This window comes from Rhodococcoides trifolii, from assembly GCF_014635345.1.
In the GTDB taxonomy this organism is placed as follows: Bacteria; Actinomycetota; Actinomycetes; order Mycobacteriales; family Mycobacteriaceae; genus Rhodococcoides; species Rhodococcoides trifolii.
Window position 1 is genome coordinate 841,742 of sequence record NZ_BMCU01000003.1, and the last position, 15,177, is coordinate 856,918.

Here is a 15,177-nt window from a genome sequence, read left to right on the forward strand (position 1 = left end):
GAAAGCCGATGGCGAACAAACGAGTCCCGTCCAAGAAGGCGCGAGCCGACGAAGGCCGCAAGCCCAAGAAGAACCCGCTGATCGCGGCAGGGGTCGAAAAGGTCGACTACAAGGACGTCAACCTGCTGCGTCAGTTCATCTCCGATCGTGGAAAGATTCGCAGCAGGCGGGTCACCGGACTCACGCCTCAGCAACAGCGGCAGGTCGCCACCGCCGTCCGTAATGCCCGAGAGATGGCGCTGCTGCCCTTCACCACCAGCCGCTGAGAGGTGCTCCCGCGTTGTCAGGTGTCATCGCGGGATTCACCGTCATCTTCGTCGTCATCGCGGTCGGGTACATCATCGCGAGGGCCGGTGTCCTCGGCGACGCAGGTGAGCAGGTCCTGGGGCGATTGGTCTTCTTCGTCGCCACTCCAGCGCTGCTGTTCGAGACGCTGGCACGCGCAGACCTGAGGTCGGTCTTCTCCCCGACGCTCGCCGTCACGTCCGTCAGCGCGTTCGCGGTCGGTGCGGCGTACTTCGCCGGAGCCCTGGTCGCGAAGCGTCATGTCGCCGACGCGACGGTCGGGGCACTGTCGGCGTCCTACGTCAACGCGTCCAACCTCGGAATCCCGATCGCCGTCTACGTGCTCGGCGACGCGTCGTTCGTCGCGCCGCTGCTGCTGTTCCAGATCCTGGTCTACTCGCCATTGGCTCTGACGCTCCTGGACGTGTCCACCTCCAAGGCGGGGGCATCGCTTCGGGCGACGGTCACCGCGCCCTTTCGCAACCCCATCGTGCTTGCTGCATTGGCCGGCCTCGTCGTTGCCGCCGTCGGATTGGACCTACCCGACCCGCTGATGCAGCCGATCGTCCTCATCGGCGGGGCGTCGGTACCGGGAGCACTGCTGGCCTTCGGAATGTCCCTCTACGGCGTCCGGGTACTGCAGCGCGGGACGAGTCCGCGGCGCGACGTCGCCGTCGCCGCAGCACTGAAGATGCTGGTGCTTCCCGTCCTGGCGTGGGTGCTCGCTCGCTTCGTCTGGCATCTGGAGGGCACCGAACTGTTCGGCGTCGTCGTGATCGCCAGCCTCCCGACGGCGCAGAACGTCTTCATCTACGCCAGCCGGTACGGACGCGGTGTGGTGCTCGCACGAGACAGCGCCTTCGTCACCACCCTGATCTCGATTCCGGTAATTGCCCTGGTTTCGGCGCTACTCACGTGATGACGGCTACCTTGGAGTCATGAGGTTGTTCGCGCTCGGTCTACTGCTGTGCTTCGCCCTCACCGGGTGCGGCGGCGCGTCCGCGACCGACGAGGACGACGTCACCACCCCGAGTCCCACCGACCTGGTCCCGACTCCCGGCGCCCCACCGGTACCGATGGAGGTGTCCGACGATCAGGTGGGCACCGAGTTCACCGTGACGCCCACGCTGCTCCGCGCGCAGACCACCCCGTTCGAGGCGTGGTCTCCGCTGTCGGGCAACCGCATCGCCGTCCACTTCGTCACCGGGTCACCCGAGTGCTACGGCGCCGACGCGACGGTGGTGGAGACGCCGTCCGACGTCACCATCACCCTGCGCACCGGCACACTCGTGTCGGCAGAAGACAAGGCGTGCATCATGATTGCCGTTTACGGCACGATGGTGCTCGACCTCTCCACTCCCGTCGGGGACCGAAAAGTCCTCAACGGCGCCTAGCTTTGAGGTAGTTGCTCACGACCTCCGCGCCCAGTCCGTCGAGATCCGGCGCCACCACTCGCCCGCCGACTCGCTGCGCCATCCTGTCGACCACTCGCGCGAGGCCCGGATCGTCTCCCAGCCTGAAGATGGTCACCTGAGCGCCGAGCTTGGCGAGCGTATCGAGCTCTCGCACAGTCAAACCCAACGTCTTCGGATGCGGCGGGTAGTCGAAGAACGCGTGACCGTCCGGTTCGAGGTGCGCGGTCGGTTCGCCGTCGGTGACGATCATGACCACCGGCTGCGCGTTGGGATTGCGGCGCAGGTGCCGCACCGCGAGCATCAACGCGTGGTGAAGGTTGGTTCCCTGATCCCACGCACCGTCGAGCCCGGCCAATTCGGACGCGGTGAGGGTCTGCGCGTGCCGGCCGAAACCGATCATCTGCAGGTCGTCGCCGCGAAACCTGGTGCTGACGAGGTGATTCAGCGCCAGTGCGGTGCGCTTCATCGGAACCCAGCGGCCGTCCATCACCATCGAGAACGACGTGTCGACGAGCAGGGCCACCGCGGCGTGGGACCGTTGCTCGGTCTCGGTGATCTCCACATCGGTCACCGCGAGACTGATCTTCGACGACCGGCCTCCGGCCTGCCCGCCCAGGAGAGTGCCGCCCGTGCTCGCCGTCCGCAAGACGGCATTGTTGATGGTCCGCACCGTGTCCCAGGGCTCGGTGTCGCCGAACTCCCACGCTCGTGACGCGCCGGTCGGCTCCCCCATCGCGCCGGCCTTGCGCGTATCGCGCTCGCCGCCACGAGAATTGAGCTTGCTCGCCACGTCACGCAGCGCCGACTGTCCGAGTTGACGCATCGCCTTCGGCGACAGCCGCCACTGACCGTCGGCACCCTTGTCGAGGAAACCTTGCTGCTGCAGCGCCTTCTCGAGGTCGGCCAGCGTTCTGGCGTCCGCAGCCGCTTCGGGTCCGAGCTGACGCACCAACGCTTCTGCGTCGATGTCGTCGAGTGCGGCGCCGTTGTACTGCTGACTCAGCTGGTCGCCGAGTTGCTCGAGCTCCGCGATGTCCTGCAGAGCGCCGGTGCCGTCACCGAGACCCATGCCCTCCTGCCCGCGGAAGTCCTGCGATCCGTTCCAGTCCTCACCGGGCCGTGCCGCTTGGAGGTGACCGTCCAGCTTGCTGAGCTGATCCTGCAGGTCGGCGCTGCCGAACGCCTGCTGCGCCAACGCATCCAGTTCGGCTCGCTGCTCCGGACTGAGGGAATTGCGCAGACGCTGCGCTGCCGCGGCACGCTGCGCCAGCGAGTCGATGAGCTCGTCCACGTTCTTCGGGTTCTCCGGAAAGAACTGGCCGTGCTTGTCCATGAACTCGTCGAACTTCTCCTGCGTGTCCTCGCCGCGGGCGTTGGCATCGAGCAGCTCGTTGAGGTCGGACAACATGTCGGTGACACGTTGCTTGTCCTCCTCGGTCGCTCCCTCGAGAGCCTGCTTCATGCCGGCGAACCGCTGATCGAGCACCTCGCGTCCGAGCAGGTCCTTGATCTTTTCGTAGTTCTCCCGCGCCTCGGAACTGCGCCACTCGTAGTCCGAGAGCTCTTGTACCGCTTGTGCAGTCGACGGCGAAAGGTCCTCGATCTGCATTTCCTTGAACCGGGCGTCGTCGTCGAGCGCACGGGCGAGGGTCTTGCGCTCCTCCAGGACCGCTTTGTCGAGCAGCTCCCGCACCTCCTGCAGGGTGCCGTCGAGATTCTTCTTCTTCAGCATTTCCCGTCGACGCCGATTGGCCTGCGCCGCAAGGTCGTCGAGCCCGCGCATGTTCTTCGTTCCGCGACGCAGCATCTCCTGCATCGCCCGGCGCGGAGACGACCCTTCCAGCACGTCCTGGCCAATCGCCTCCAGCGCTTCCCGCAGGTCGACGGGAGCAGCGAGTGGATCCGGCCCTCCGTCGTACGGGCCGTAGCGGGTATTGCGCATCAGCTGTACACCGTCTGCCCGTCGTCGCCGGTGTCCTTGGCAATCCGGCGCGCGAGGTAGAGACCCTCGAGAGCCAGCTCCGCCGCGGACGCACGCTCGCCGTCGGACTTCGCTCCCAGTCGCTCGGCGATCTCGTCGAGAACCGGCAGATCGGGCAGTTCGTCGAGAAGCGCCTTGGCGGTGATGCGGTCGCCCGTGACCACCGGCTCCCCCTGTTCGACGGCATTCACGATGGAGCTCATGTCGATGCCGCCGAGCCGTTCGCGGGCGGTGTCGGCCGTTGCGCGGCGCAGCAGGTGCGTGAGAATTTCGGTTTCGCGTCCCTCCTCGCCGGACTCGAACTCGACCTTGCCGCGCAGTACGTCGACGATGGTCCCGACGTCGACAGGACGGGCCACCGGGTCGGCCTCACCGAGCACGGCCGCACGGTGAACCGCTGCGGCGCCGACGGTTTCGGCCGCGGCGACCGCGAAGCGAGCAGAGACTCCGGATCGTTGGTCGACGGACGCGGACTCGCGCAGCAGTCGAGTGAACCGCGCCAGGATCTCCAGAAGATGCCCCGGCACGGTGGCGGTGAGCGTGGCCTCCTGCTCGATGACCGCGATCTCGTCGTCGAGCAGCAGCGGGTAGTGCGTTCTAATTTCGGCGCCGAACCGGTCCTTGAGCGGTGTGATGATGCGGCCGCGGTTCGTGTAGTCCTCGGGGTTCGCACTCGCGACGAGCAGCACATCCAGCGGCAAGCGGATCGTGTATCCGCGGATCTGGATGTCGCGCTCCTCCATCACGTTCAGAAGCGAGACCTGAATGCGCTCGGCGAGGTCGGGCAGCTCGTTGATGGCGACGATGCCGCGGTGGGTCCGCGGAACCAACCCGAAGTGGATGGTCTCGGGGTCACCGAGGCTGCGACCTTCGGCCACCTTGACCGGGTCGACGTCACCGACGAGGTCGGCCACCGAGGTGTCCGGCGTCGCCAACTTCTCCGAGTAACGGTCGCTGCGGTGCCTCCAGGTGATCGGCAGGTCGTCGCCGAGCTCACCGGCTCGGCGGATCGACGCGGGCGTGATCGGGTCGTACGGGTGCTCGCCCAGCTCGGACCCGGTGATCACCGGAGTCCACTCGTCGAGCAGGCCGACGAGCGTACGCAGCAGGCGCGTCTTGCCCTGGCCGCGTTCGCCGAGGAGGACGACGTCGTGTTCGGCGAGCAGGGCTCGTTCGAGTTGCGGAATGACGGTGTTCTCGAAGCCGAGGATGCCGGGCCAGGCATCTTTACCGTCGCGTAGGTAGCCCAGGAGGTTCTCGCGTAGTTCTTCTTTGATGGAGCGTTGCACGTGGCCCGACGCCCGCAGGGCGCCGACGGTTGCAATGGTGGGAGCAGTCACCTCTCCAACGTACGAGCCTTTGCCCCAATCGGCACGCGCTAGTGGTGGGGGTAGGCGTGAACCACCGCGGACTCGAGTTTCGGGACCGCGTGCGCGAGGACGTGTTCGGCGTCGTGCGCCAGTCGATGTGCGTCGGTGAGCGAGGTGTTCGCGTCGATGTCGAGCTCCGCGTCGGCGTGCATGCGGTGCCCGATCCAGCGAATGCGGACCGTCCGGACGGCGAGCACCCCCGGCTGCGCGGCAAGTGCAGCCGCGGCGGCGTCCACGACGTCGGGCTCGACTCCGTCCATCAGCCGCCGAACCACATCACGCGCTGCGGTCCGCAGCACCGCGAGGATGGCCACGGTGATCACCAGGCCGATGATCGGGTCGGCGAGGGGAAACCCGAGCGCGACACCTCCGGCGCCGAGCACGACGGCCAACGAGGTGAATCCGTCGGTCCGAGCGTGCAGCCCGTCGGCGACGAGCGCGGCCGACCCGATGCGGCGGCCGACCGAGATCCGGTAGTGGGCCACGAGTTCGTTGCCGACGAACCCGACGACGCCGGCGACGGCAACGGCTGCGAGATGGTGGATCGGCTGCGGATCGACCAGCCGCCGCACTGCTTCGACTCCGGCTATCACGGCCGACAACGCGATCATCGCGACGACGAACAACCCGGCGAGGTCCTCGGCGCGGCCGAACCCGTAGGTGTATCGCTTGGTGGCAGCTCGCCGACCCAGGACGAAGGCGATCCACAGAGGTACCGCGGTGAGCGCATCGGAGAAGTTGTGGATCGTGTCCGCCAGGAGAGCAACGGAACCCGACACGGCAACCACGATCACCTGAGCGACCGCTGTTGCACCGAGTGCCACGAGACTGATCTTGACCGCCCGGATGCCGATCTCGCTGGACTCGAGCGCGTCGTCTACCTTCTCCGCGTGGCCGTGCCCGTGCCCATGACCATGGCCGTGCGTCATGCGCGGGGTACCGCTTTCAGTTCGCTCCGGTGGTGACTCGGGACGTCGGGTCCGGCGTGTTCGGCGTTGTAGACCGCATCGGTCACGAGCTGCCGAACGTGATCGTTCTCGAGCCGATAGATCACCCGGGTACCGTCCTTGCGGGTTCGGACGAGACGGGCCATGCGCAGCTTCGCCAGATGTTGGGAGATCGACGGCGCCGCTTTGCCCACGTGAGCAGCAAGTTCGTTCACCGACTGCTCGCCGTCGACCAGCGCCCAGAGCAGGTGCACACGAGTGCTGTCGGCGAGCATCCGGAACACCTCGACCATCAGGTCGACCTGGTCGTCCGGAAGTCGCTTGTCTGCATTCATACGCAGATAGTAGCGTTACGATCCGCCCCCGCACCAGGAACGAACCATTGACGAGATCGAACCACGGGGAACAGGACGAATATGACCACCGCTTACGACTTCACGGCCACCACCATCGACGGCGAGCCCGTCGACCTCGGTGCGTACCGCGGCAAACCACTACTGATCGTCAACACCGCATCGCAGTGCGGGTTCACCCCGCAGTACGAGGGCCTCGAAGCCCTCAACAAGAAGTACGCCGAGAAGGGCCTGACCATCCTCGGATTCCCCTGCGATCAGTTCGGACACCAGGAACCCGGTGACGCCGACGAGATCAAGAACTTCTGCTCCCTGCGCTACGACGTGACCTTCCCCTTGCACGAGAAAATCAAGGTCAACGGACCCGAGTCGCATCCGCTCTACGAATGGCTGCGCAAGCAGAAGTCCGGGCTGCTCGGCGGTCGCATCAACTGGAACTTCACCAAGTTCCTCGTCGACAAGGACGGTAACGTCGTCAAGCGCTTCGGTCCCACGACGAAGCCCGAGAAGCTGACCGGGGACATCGAAAAGATCCTCTAGTGAAAGAAGTGTCGTGAGCCGGTGAGATACATCGTCACACCGGCCTCACGCGCAGCGTCGATCACTTCGTTGTCGCGAATCGAACCGCCCGGTTGCACAACTGCTTTCACGCCTGCGTTCGCCAGGATCTGAAAGCCGTCGGGGAACGGGAAGAACGCGTCGGACGCGGCCACCGCGCCTTCGACGCGCTCCCCCCCACGCTGCACCGCGAGGTGCGCCGAGTCGACCCGGTTGACCTGACCCATTCCGACACCGACCGACGCGCCGTCCGACGCGATGAGGATTGCGTTCGATTTCACCGCACGGCAGGCGATCCAGGCGAACTCCAGGTCCTTCAGGGTCGCGGCGTCGGCAGGGTCGCCGACCGCGAGGGTCCAGTTGGCCGGGTCGTCACCACCGGCGTCCAGAACGTCCTTCCGCTGAAGCAACGCACCGCCCGAAATCTGCTTCAGCTCCGAACCCGCGTCGAGGGGCGGAGCGGCCAGCAGAACGCGAACGTTCTTCTTGCGCTGCAGCACTCCGAGTGCGCCGTCGGCGTAGGAAGGAGCGATGATGACCTCGGTGAAGATTTCGGCCACCTGCTCGGCCATCTCCACCGTCACTTCGCGGTTGGCTGCGATCACGCCGCCGTAGGCGCTGACGGGGTCACAGGCGTGCGCCTTGCGATGGGCGTCGGCGATGTCGTCGGCCACCGCGATCCCACACGGGTTGGCGTGCTTGATGATCGCGACACAGGGAGCGTCGTGGTCGTGCGCGGCGCGCCACGCGGCGTCGCCGTCGGTGAAGTTGTTGTAGGACATCTCCTTACCGTGCAACTGCTCGGCCTGAGCGATGCCCGTGTGCGCAGACGGGTCGATGTACAGCGCGGCGCCCTGATGTGGGTTCTCGCCGTATCGGAGCACCGATGCACGCTCCCAGGTACCGCCCATCCACGTCGGAAATGCGTCATCGGAGGTGTCGAGGACAGTGGTCATCCACGAGGCGACAGCCACGTCGTACGCGGCGGTGTGCTGAAAAGCCGTGGCAGCGAGGGTGATTCGCTGTTGGAGGGTGAATCCTCCGGCGTCGACCGCAGCGAGGACGTCCGCGTACCGAGCCGGGTCGACCACCACGGCGACCGACGGGTGGTTCTTCGCCGCGGCACGGACCATCGACGGACCGCCGATGTCGATCTGCTCGACGCACTCGTCCGGCGTCGCACCCGACGCCACCGTCTCGGTGAACGGATACAGGTTCACCACCACCAGCTCGAACGGAGCGACGCCCAACTCCTCGAGCTGCGCGAGGTGTTCGGGCTTGCGGGTGTCCGCCAACACGCCGGCGTGCACGCGGGGGTGCAAGGTCTTGACGCGACCGTCGAGGGTCTCGGGGAAGCCGGTGAGATCCTCGACGCGGGTCACCGGGACACCGGCGGCAGCGATGCGGCCGGCGGTCGATCCCGTCGACACCAATTCCACTCCGGCAGCGTGCAATCCGGCAGCCAACTCTTCGAGTCCGGTCTTGTCGTAGACGCTCACCAGAGCGCGGCGAATCGCCTTCGTGTTGTCACTCACTGGGAATCTGAGCCTTTCGTCCATCGGAGATCACACCTCGAGAGGCAACGGCCGCGATCACATCGATCAACAGCCGTCGTTCCACGGTCTTGATTCGTTCGTGCAGAGTCGACGCGTCGTCCCCGTCGAGAACCGGGACCGCCTCCTGCGCGAGTATGGGTCCGGTGTCGACACCCGAGTCGACGAGATGAACCGTCGTCCCCGTCACCTTCACACCGTGCGCAAGCGCGTCGGGCACCGCGTGCGCGCCCGGAAACGACGGCAGCAGAGCGGGATGCGTGTTGATGATGCGCCCACCGAACTCGGCGAGGAACCTCGGGCCGAGGATTTTCATGAAACCGGCGGAGACGATCAGATCGGGTCGGTGCGCTGCGGTGGCAGCGGTGAGAGCGGCATCCCATGCGTCACGGTCGGGATGGTCGGCCAGATCGACGCGGAACGTCTCGATTCCGGAGCGGGCGGCGTCGCAGTCTCGGTCCACGCCGACCGCCACGATGCGCGCGGGGTAGCCGTCGCCGGCCGCGTCGGCGAGCGACCTGAGAAGTGTCCCCGTGCCCGATGCGAGGACCACCACGCGGGCCGGGTGCGACAGCGGGGCAGACAGCGCGCTTCTCCTGAACGAATCGGGGCGTGGGTCGGTCTCGACCCATCCGAAACCCTAGACCGCGAGCAGGTCAGCGCGTCTCGTCGGGGTCGTCGATCTCCACGACCTCGGCGTCGACGACATCGTCGTCGTTCGCGACGGGCTCCTCGGCCGGGACGTCCTCTTCTACGACGTCGTCCTCCGGTTCCGGAGCAGCCTCGATGGCGGCCATCGGTTCGGCAAGCTCGACCGGCTCGTCGGCCTCGTCATGATGGTCGAGCCAGGCGTCGGTGACCTCGTCGCGGTGCAGAAGATGCCCGGCCACCGCTGCCGTCGACCCACCGACCACGAGCGACCATCCGAACGTCGCCACACCCAGGATCAGCACGTCGACGCCCAGGTCACCGAACGTGCCCATCACCCCACCGGCGACGAATCCGGCGATCACGGCGACGAGGCTGACCATCACGGCGGCGGTCGCGGCGGCGCGGAGGGCGTCGGGAGCAGACAGAGTCGCAGACGCGCATCCCCGGCCGAGCAGGTACGCGGCGAGCACGGGAACGACCAGCATCGCCGGCCACCAGACCTGCGCAGAGGACTCGGGGAGCGCAGCCAGCACCGGAACCGCCGGGATGGGGCCGCCCGCGGTGTCGAACAATGACACCGTTGCCGCTCCGACGTGGGCGGACGATCCGGTTACGACCGCGGCCGCACCGATCACCACGTTCGGTAGATAGAGGATCGAGACGACGGTGAGCCCGAGCGAACCGATGACTCCGTCGCCCGTCTCCAGCAGCGCTCCGACGGTGGACCACGACATCACCAACGACGCGACGACCAGCACCGCGCCGCCCGCAACCAGAGTTGCCACTGCGCGAGCCGCCGGAACGAACGCGGCGACCGCCCACGGCGCCAGATGAACTCGCTGCAGCACCCCGGGCCACGTACCGACGACAAGGCCGACGGCCGCGGCGGTTGCGTGCACTGCTAGAACCCAGCCGAACGTCACGAGCGCATTCGGCGTCGTGAGAGGGATGACCGACGAGGCATCCTGGATCATTGCGAGCATCACGGCCGCGAAGACGAGAGGCGCACCCAGAGCGGCCGCCAGCACCCAGCAGACGTCACGTCTGGTGCTGGTCTCCGACACCGCACCGGCGCATGCCCGCGCCACCGACACCATCAACACGATGGTGGGCAGGAGCGGCAGGATGCCGAGATCGGCTCCACCGATCCCGAGCGGAACGTGGTGAACGGCCAACCACGACCCGGCGATGGCTCCGAAGGTGCCCGTCAGGTCGCTGTTCGCGGAGACCAGCGTGACGATGGAGAGTGCGGCGACGAGAGCCAGCAGAACACCGACGGGCCGAAGACCGACGACCACCAGCTTCTTCGCAAGTTCAGGCGACGGGCCCGGGCCACCGGTACGACGATCTTTCGACGTCTGGGTTCTCGGTGCCCCGGTTCTCGATGTCTGGGAACTCAGGAGGGAACTCACCCGTCACAGGGTTTCATTCACCGCCCCAGCTGCAGGACAGGCGCGCCGAGAGGCTAGCGATTCCGCTCGTCGTCGGGTGTCGCTTCGGGGAGCGCAGTGGTCTTGTCGTCGGCCGGCTTCGGCGTGCTCGGGTAACCCTGGGTCGGCTCGTTCGACGGGCGCGGATCGGAGTACCCGGGGGCCGAGTAGGGCTGCGGCTGTCCGTAACCCTGTCCGGGGCCCTGCTGGCCGGGACCGACGGGGTAGCCCTGCGGTCCGGTGTAGTTCTGTGGAGGTGCGTAGCCCTGCGGTGCGCCGTAACCCTGCGACGGTGCGTAGCCCTGCGGCGGTGCGTAGCCCTGCGGTGCGCCGTAGCCCTGCGGTTGCCCGTAACCCTGCGGTCCGGGTTGCCCCTGCGACCCGGGTTGCCCATGGGATCCGGGCTGACCCTGCGGCTGGCCGTAGCCTTGCGAACCCTGCGGCTGGCCGTATCCCTGCGGCTGATTCCCGTATCCGTACGGCTGGCCACCGTAGGGCTGGCCGAACCCACCCGGCTGCTGCTGCGGAGCCTTCGGCTTCGGGGCAGGGGGCGTCACCACTCCCGACTCGAGCAGCAACCCGGCAACTGCTGCGGCGGTCTGAACGAATCCCAGGACGAGCACCAGAATCGTGCCCGTGCCGATGCCGGCGTCGATGCTCTCACCGAAGCCGGACACGTCGGGCGTGATGTTGAACGACTGGAACACCAGCGTCAGGAACGCGGCAACGGAGAGCGCGGCTGCGATGGGGAAGTTGCCACGCTGCTTGGGGAGCAACCCGACGCCTGCGACGGCACCGGCGGCCAAGAACAGCGCCACGGACGTCGGGTCGCCCCCGAAGAAGTTCTGACTGAACCCGGCCACGGTGATCTGTGGCGCGAGGCCGAGCAGGAAGTTCACGACTCCCAAGCCCACCAACACGAGCGTCAAGATTCTGACGATGCGCAGGGCGGAGGCCGTCGCGTCGGTGGAAGTGGTCTCGGACGGCGTCGGGTCCGGACGAGCAGGCTGCTCGGGCGTGCTCGGCTGGTCGGGTTCCCCTGACGAGAAGGTCATGTCTCATCCTCTTCCTCGGTTCGCGGTACCCGACCACCCTACGTCGACCCACCGACGCCCTAACTCACCCCGACGAGCTCCCGGCTCTCGGACTGCGACGCCTCGATCTCCCGAACCAGCGGAAGCACCTTCGCCCCGAAGTACTCGATTTCTTCCTGGAAGTGCAGAAACCCACCCAGAATCAGGTCGACGCCGCGGCTCCGGTACGCGACGATGCGCTCGGCGATCTGTTCCGGGGTACCGATGAGCTGCGACTTGAATCCGTCGTTGTACTGCACCAGATCTTCGAAGGACGAGTCGGACCACATCCCCTTCTTGTCCTTCGTCGAGTTGCCGGCCTGCTGCACCGCGTCCCGGAACCCCTCCACCGCAGGCTTGTTCGCCTTCTCGACGATCTCGCGCAGGGTGTCCCTGGCCTCGGCTTCGGTGTCGCGGGCGATGATGAAACCGTTGAGCCCGAACTTGACCTCACGCTTGTGCTCACGCGCGACACGGCGAATGTTGTCGACCTGCTCGGTCACGCCGTCGAAGTCCTTGCCGTTGGAGAAGTACCAATCGGAGTACTTGCCGGCGTTCTCCTGCGCTGCCGAGGAGTTACCACCCTGGAACAGTTCGGGATTGGGGCGCTCCGGGGTGTTGAGCGGCTTCGGCTTCAACGTGAAATCGTGGATTCGATAGAAGTCACCACGGAAGTCGACGTCGTCCTCGGTCCATATCTTGCGCAGCACCTGTAGGAACTCGGCGCTGCGACGGTACCGCTCGTCGTGTTCGAGCCACGGCTCGCCGAGATGGGTGAATTCGTCCTTGAACCATCCGCTCACCACGTTAACCGCGAACCGGCCGTTCGACAGATGATCGGCTGTCGCACCAAGTTTCGCGAGCACGCCCGGCTGCCACAGACCCGGGTGGACAGCCGCGATGACCTTGAGCCGCTCGGTCGCGAGGAGTAGGGCGAGTGAGATGCTGGTCGATTCGTGCTGGAACTCGGCGCCGTAGCTCGACTCGTAGCGCACCTGACTCAGCGCGTACTCGAATCCGTTGTTCTCGGCGGTCTGCGCGAGCTTCTTGTTGTATTCGTAGTCCCAGCTGGTTCGCTGCTCGATGGTGCTCGTGACCAGTCCCCCACTGACATTGGGTACCCAGTACGCGAACTTGATCTCGTCGGAAATGCGCTCGGTGGTCATGGAACCTTCTTTCTAGGAATACCAGGTGGGCTCGGGCAACTCGTCCGTCAAAACCCATCGACCGACTTCGCGACGCTTGTAGGCGACCGGGTCGTGGAGGGTGTGTGTACGGACGTTTCGCCAGAATCGGTCGAATCCGTATTTGCTTGCCGTCGCACGTGCGCCGAGCGCCTCGAAGATGGTCGACGTGACCTCGAGCGCCACCTCGGTGGCCCGCGCCTTGACGGCTGCGACGCGCACCTCGTGCTCACCGCGTTCCTGCTCGGTGACGTTCCAGGCGTTGTCGTGGATCGACTTGCCCTCCAGCGCAACGGTATCGGCGAGTGCCTCGACCGACCACAGCTTGGCGGTCAGGTCACCGTAGATGTCGATGATGTACGGCTCGTCGATGGCCTTGTCGAAACCGCTGTGCAGCCACGCACGCGTCTTGTCCCGCGAGTACGACGCCGCCTGATCGAGTGCCCCGCGGGCGATTCCGAGGTAGAAGTTGACGAACACGAGCTGAATGGTGGGCACGTTCAGGGTGTTGTAGACCCGAGGCTGGAACTTCTTGTCCACGAAACCTGCTGCGTCGCTCCAGTTCACCCGCACGTGGTCGATGCTGACGCTGCCGCTCTCGGTCTGGCGCTGGCCGATGTTGTCCCAGTCGTCGTGGAACGACAGCCCCGGAGTGTCCGACGGCACGATGGCGAAGACGTGCTGACCGTCCGGCAGCGCACCTTCGAGGACGGTGACATCCGAAACCCGACTTCCGGTGGAGAAGGACTTCTCGCCGGTGAAGACGATCTGGTCGCCCTCCTCGGTGACCTGAACGTCGTTGTCTCGTGGGTTGACTGCGCCGCCGAAGAACCACCGGTTCGTCGTCGCGGCTTCTTCGACCGCCTGGATCTGCTCTGGCGTGCCCACCAGTCGAGCCGCCCAGAACCACAGCAGGTGGTAGCCGAGCAGCTGACCGATCGAGCCGTCGGCGGTCGAGACTGTGCGGATCACCTGGTACGCGGTGGGCCAATCCTGGCCGCCGCCACCGTGTTCCGCCGGTCCGAGAAGGGTGACGAGACCGGAATCCTTCAACAGCTGCACTTCGTGAACGGGAGCGGCGATGCCCTTGTCGCGTTCGACCGCATCGACCGCGAGCAGGGTGGCGACATTGGCCGCGCGTGCGATCCACCCCTCCGAGGTCGTAGGGGCGTCGGGCCAGTTCTGGGTGAGTGGGCGGTTCTCGGTGGTGGTCATTGCTGGGTGTCTCCTGTGTGAGTGTCGAGTGGGTGTCAGACCGATCGGCACTGGCGACAGGAGGAGTGGTTCGACGTCATGACCTCAGTAGACGACGTCGGGCGGCCCTGCGACCACAGTTCGAATCACGCTGATTCGAGAGCCACCACAATTTTGCCGATCGCTCCGCTGCTCTCGACGACTCGATGCGCCTCGGTCAGAGTCTCGACGTCGATCGGCGACAGAGTGGTGGTCGCGGTAGAGCGAAGGGTCCCGTCGTCGACGAGGTCGGCGACTCGGTCCAGCAACCGCTGCTGGGACGAATCCTCCGGCAGATGAAGCGGTTTGGCGAACATGAACTCCCACTGCCAGCTCTGGCTCTTGGACTTGAGCGGCATGGTGTCGAGGCCCTCGGGATCGTCGATCGCCACCACCTGACCCTGCACGGCAAGGATCTCGGCGTAGACCTCGACGTTGCCGTCGGAAAACGGTGAAAAGATGTAGTCGACAGCGCCGGCCTCGGTCAGATCGCGGCCGACGATGCGGTGAGCGCCCATGTCGGTCGCCCACCGTGCGGATTCCGTGCGACCGGCCGATGCGACGACGGTCACTCCGGTGAGTGCGCGCGCGAGCTGAATCACCATCGAGCCGGTGCCGCCGGCGCCGCCGACGACGAGGAGTGTGCCGGTGGACGATTCGCTCAGGTGCAGCTTGTCGAACAACGCCTCCCAGGCCGTGATCGAGGTCAAGGGCAGTGCCGCCGCGTCGGCGAAGGACAAGGTCGCCGGCTTCCGGCCGACGATCCGCTCGTCGACCAGCTGGTAGCGGGCGTTGCTGCCGTCACGGTCGATCGAACCGGCGTAGTAGACCTCGTCGCCGACTGCGCGACCCGTGACGTCGGGCCCGACGGCGACCACGACGCCCGCTGCGTCGAAGCCGAGCACCCGAGGTTCGTCGAGTCCGGCGCGGACCTTGACGTCCACCGGGTTGACCGACACGGCGCGCACCTCCACGAGAAGGTCGTGGCCGGTGGGCTCGGGAACGGGCGCCTCGAAGACGACGAAGGAATCTCTGGTCGCGGCGAAGGTGCGGTTGGTGGTCATGAGAAGAACGTAGCCGTGCCTCGAGAAACGACTCGGGGGCACACCCCATCGATCGATCGACGTGAGTGTGCCCCCGAGTC

The 15,177-nt window shown here is 66.3% G+C and carries 15 protein-coding genes; 4 read left to right on the forward strand and 11 right to left on the reverse strand.

The genetic code is table 11. The features are described 5' to 3' along the window. Positions 1-8: 8 nt before the first annotated feature. The 3 genes from rpsR to IEW02_RS17370 are packed head-to-tail and all read left to right on the forward strand — an operon-like array spanning position 9 to position 1,679. The gene (gene rpsR, locus IEW02_RS17360) at positions 9-266 is read left to right on the forward strand and encodes a 30S ribosomal protein S18 (protein ID WP_188546054.1); all 258 of its coding nucleotides are present in this window, start codon (positions 9-11) and stop codon (positions 264-266) included. A gap of 14 nt (positions 267-280) precedes the next feature. Next, the gene (locus IEW02_RS17365) at positions 281-1,204 is read left to right on the forward strand and encodes an AEC family transporter (protein WP_188546055.1); all 924 of its coding nucleotides are present in this window, start codon (positions 281-283) and stop codon (positions 1,202-1,204) included. Positions 1,205-1,223: 19 nt separating this feature from the next. Next, a complete protein-coding gene (locus tag IEW02_RS17370) occupies positions 1,224-1,679 on the forward strand; it encodes a hypothetical protein (RefSeq protein WP_188546056.1) in 456 nt (151 codons plus the stop codon). Here the strand turns inward: IEW02_RS17370 and IEW02_RS17375 are convergent. The 4 genes from IEW02_RS17375 to IEW02_RS17390 are packed head-to-tail and all read right to left on the reverse strand — an operon-like array spanning position 1,666 to position 6,333. Continuing rightward, entirely contained in the window at positions 1,666-3,642 is a 1,977-nt protein-coding gene (locus tag IEW02_RS17375; protein ID WP_188546057.1) for a vWA domain-containing protein, read from the reverse strand. The two genes, IEW02_RS17370 and IEW02_RS17375, sit on opposite strands and share 14 nt — an antisense overlap. After that, entirely contained in the window at positions 3,642-5,021 is a 1,380-nt protein-coding gene (locus IEW02_RS17380; protein WP_188546058.1) for a sigma 54-interacting transcriptional regulator, read from the reverse strand. The genes IEW02_RS17375 and IEW02_RS17380 overlap by 1 nt, the downstream gene beginning before the upstream one ends. 38 nt (positions 5,022-5,059) lie before the next feature. Then, entirely contained in the window at positions 5,060-5,980 is a 921-nt protein-coding gene (locus tag IEW02_RS17385) for a cation diffusion facilitator family transporter (protein WP_188546059.1), read from the reverse strand. Beyond that, complete coding sequence (locus tag IEW02_RS17390; protein ID WP_188546060.1) at positions 5,977-6,333, reverse strand: ArsR/SmtB family transcription factor; 357 nt, start codon at positions 6,331-6,333, stop codon at positions 5,977-5,979. The genes IEW02_RS17385 and IEW02_RS17390 overlap by 4 nt, the downstream gene beginning before the upstream one ends. Positions 6,334-6,414: 81 nt before the next feature. Here IEW02_RS17390 and IEW02_RS17395 point away from each other — a divergent pair, with 81 nt between their 5' ends. Next, entirely contained in the window at positions 6,415-6,891 is a 477-nt protein-coding gene (locus tag IEW02_RS17395) for a glutathione peroxidase (protein ID WP_188546061.1), read from the forward strand. Here IEW02_RS17395 and purH read toward each other — a convergent pair. The 7 genes from purH to IEW02_RS17430 form a co-directional block, all read right to left on the reverse strand. Beyond that, complete coding sequence (gene purH, locus IEW02_RS17400; RefSeq protein WP_229746104.1) at positions 6,888-8,444, reverse strand: bifunctional phosphoribosylaminoimidazolecarboxamide formyltransferase/IMP cyclohydrolase; 1,557 nt, start codon at positions 8,442-8,444, stop codon at positions 6,888-6,890. The genes IEW02_RS17395 and purH overlap by 4 nt on opposite strands. Next, complete coding sequence (gene purN / locus IEW02_RS17405) at positions 8,437-9,048, reverse strand: phosphoribosylglycinamide formyltransferase (protein WP_188546196.1); 612 nt, start codon at positions 9,046-9,048, stop codon at positions 8,437-8,439. Before purN ends, purH begins: the two co-directional genes overlap by 8 nt. A gap of 70 nt (positions 9,049-9,118) precedes the next feature. Further along, positions 9,119-10,525: a cell division protein PerM gene (locus IEW02_RS17410; RefSeq protein ID WP_188546063.1), complete on the reverse strand. Its 1,407-nt coding sequence runs from the start codon at positions 10,523-10,525 to the stop codon at positions 9,119-9,121. A gap of 53 nt (positions 10,526-10,578) precedes the next feature. Then, on the reverse strand, positions 10,579-11,598 hold the full coding sequence (locus tag IEW02_RS17415; protein ID WP_188546064.1) for a DUF5336 domain-containing protein: 1,020 nt from the start codon (positions 11,596-11,598) through the stop codon (positions 10,579-10,581). Positions 11,599-11,657: 59 nt separating this feature from the next. Continuing rightward, the gene (sfnG, locus tag IEW02_RS17420) at positions 11,658-12,782 is read right to left on the reverse strand and encodes a dimethylsulfone monooxygenase SfnG (protein ID WP_188546065.1); all 1,125 of its coding nucleotides are present in this window, start codon (positions 12,780-12,782) and stop codon (positions 11,658-11,660) included. Positions 12,783-12,794: 12 nt separating this feature from the next. Beyond that, on the reverse strand, positions 12,795-14,015 hold the full coding sequence (locus IEW02_RS17425; RefSeq protein WP_188546066.1) for an acyl-CoA dehydrogenase family protein: 1,221 nt from the start codon (positions 14,013-14,015) through the stop codon (positions 12,795-12,797). 125 nt (positions 14,016-14,140) lie between these two features. Beyond that, entirely contained in the window at positions 14,141-15,097 is a 957-nt protein-coding gene (locus tag IEW02_RS17430; RefSeq protein WP_188546067.1) for a zinc-binding alcohol dehydrogenase family protein, read from the reverse strand. Positions 15,098-15,177 lie beyond the last annotated feature (80 nt).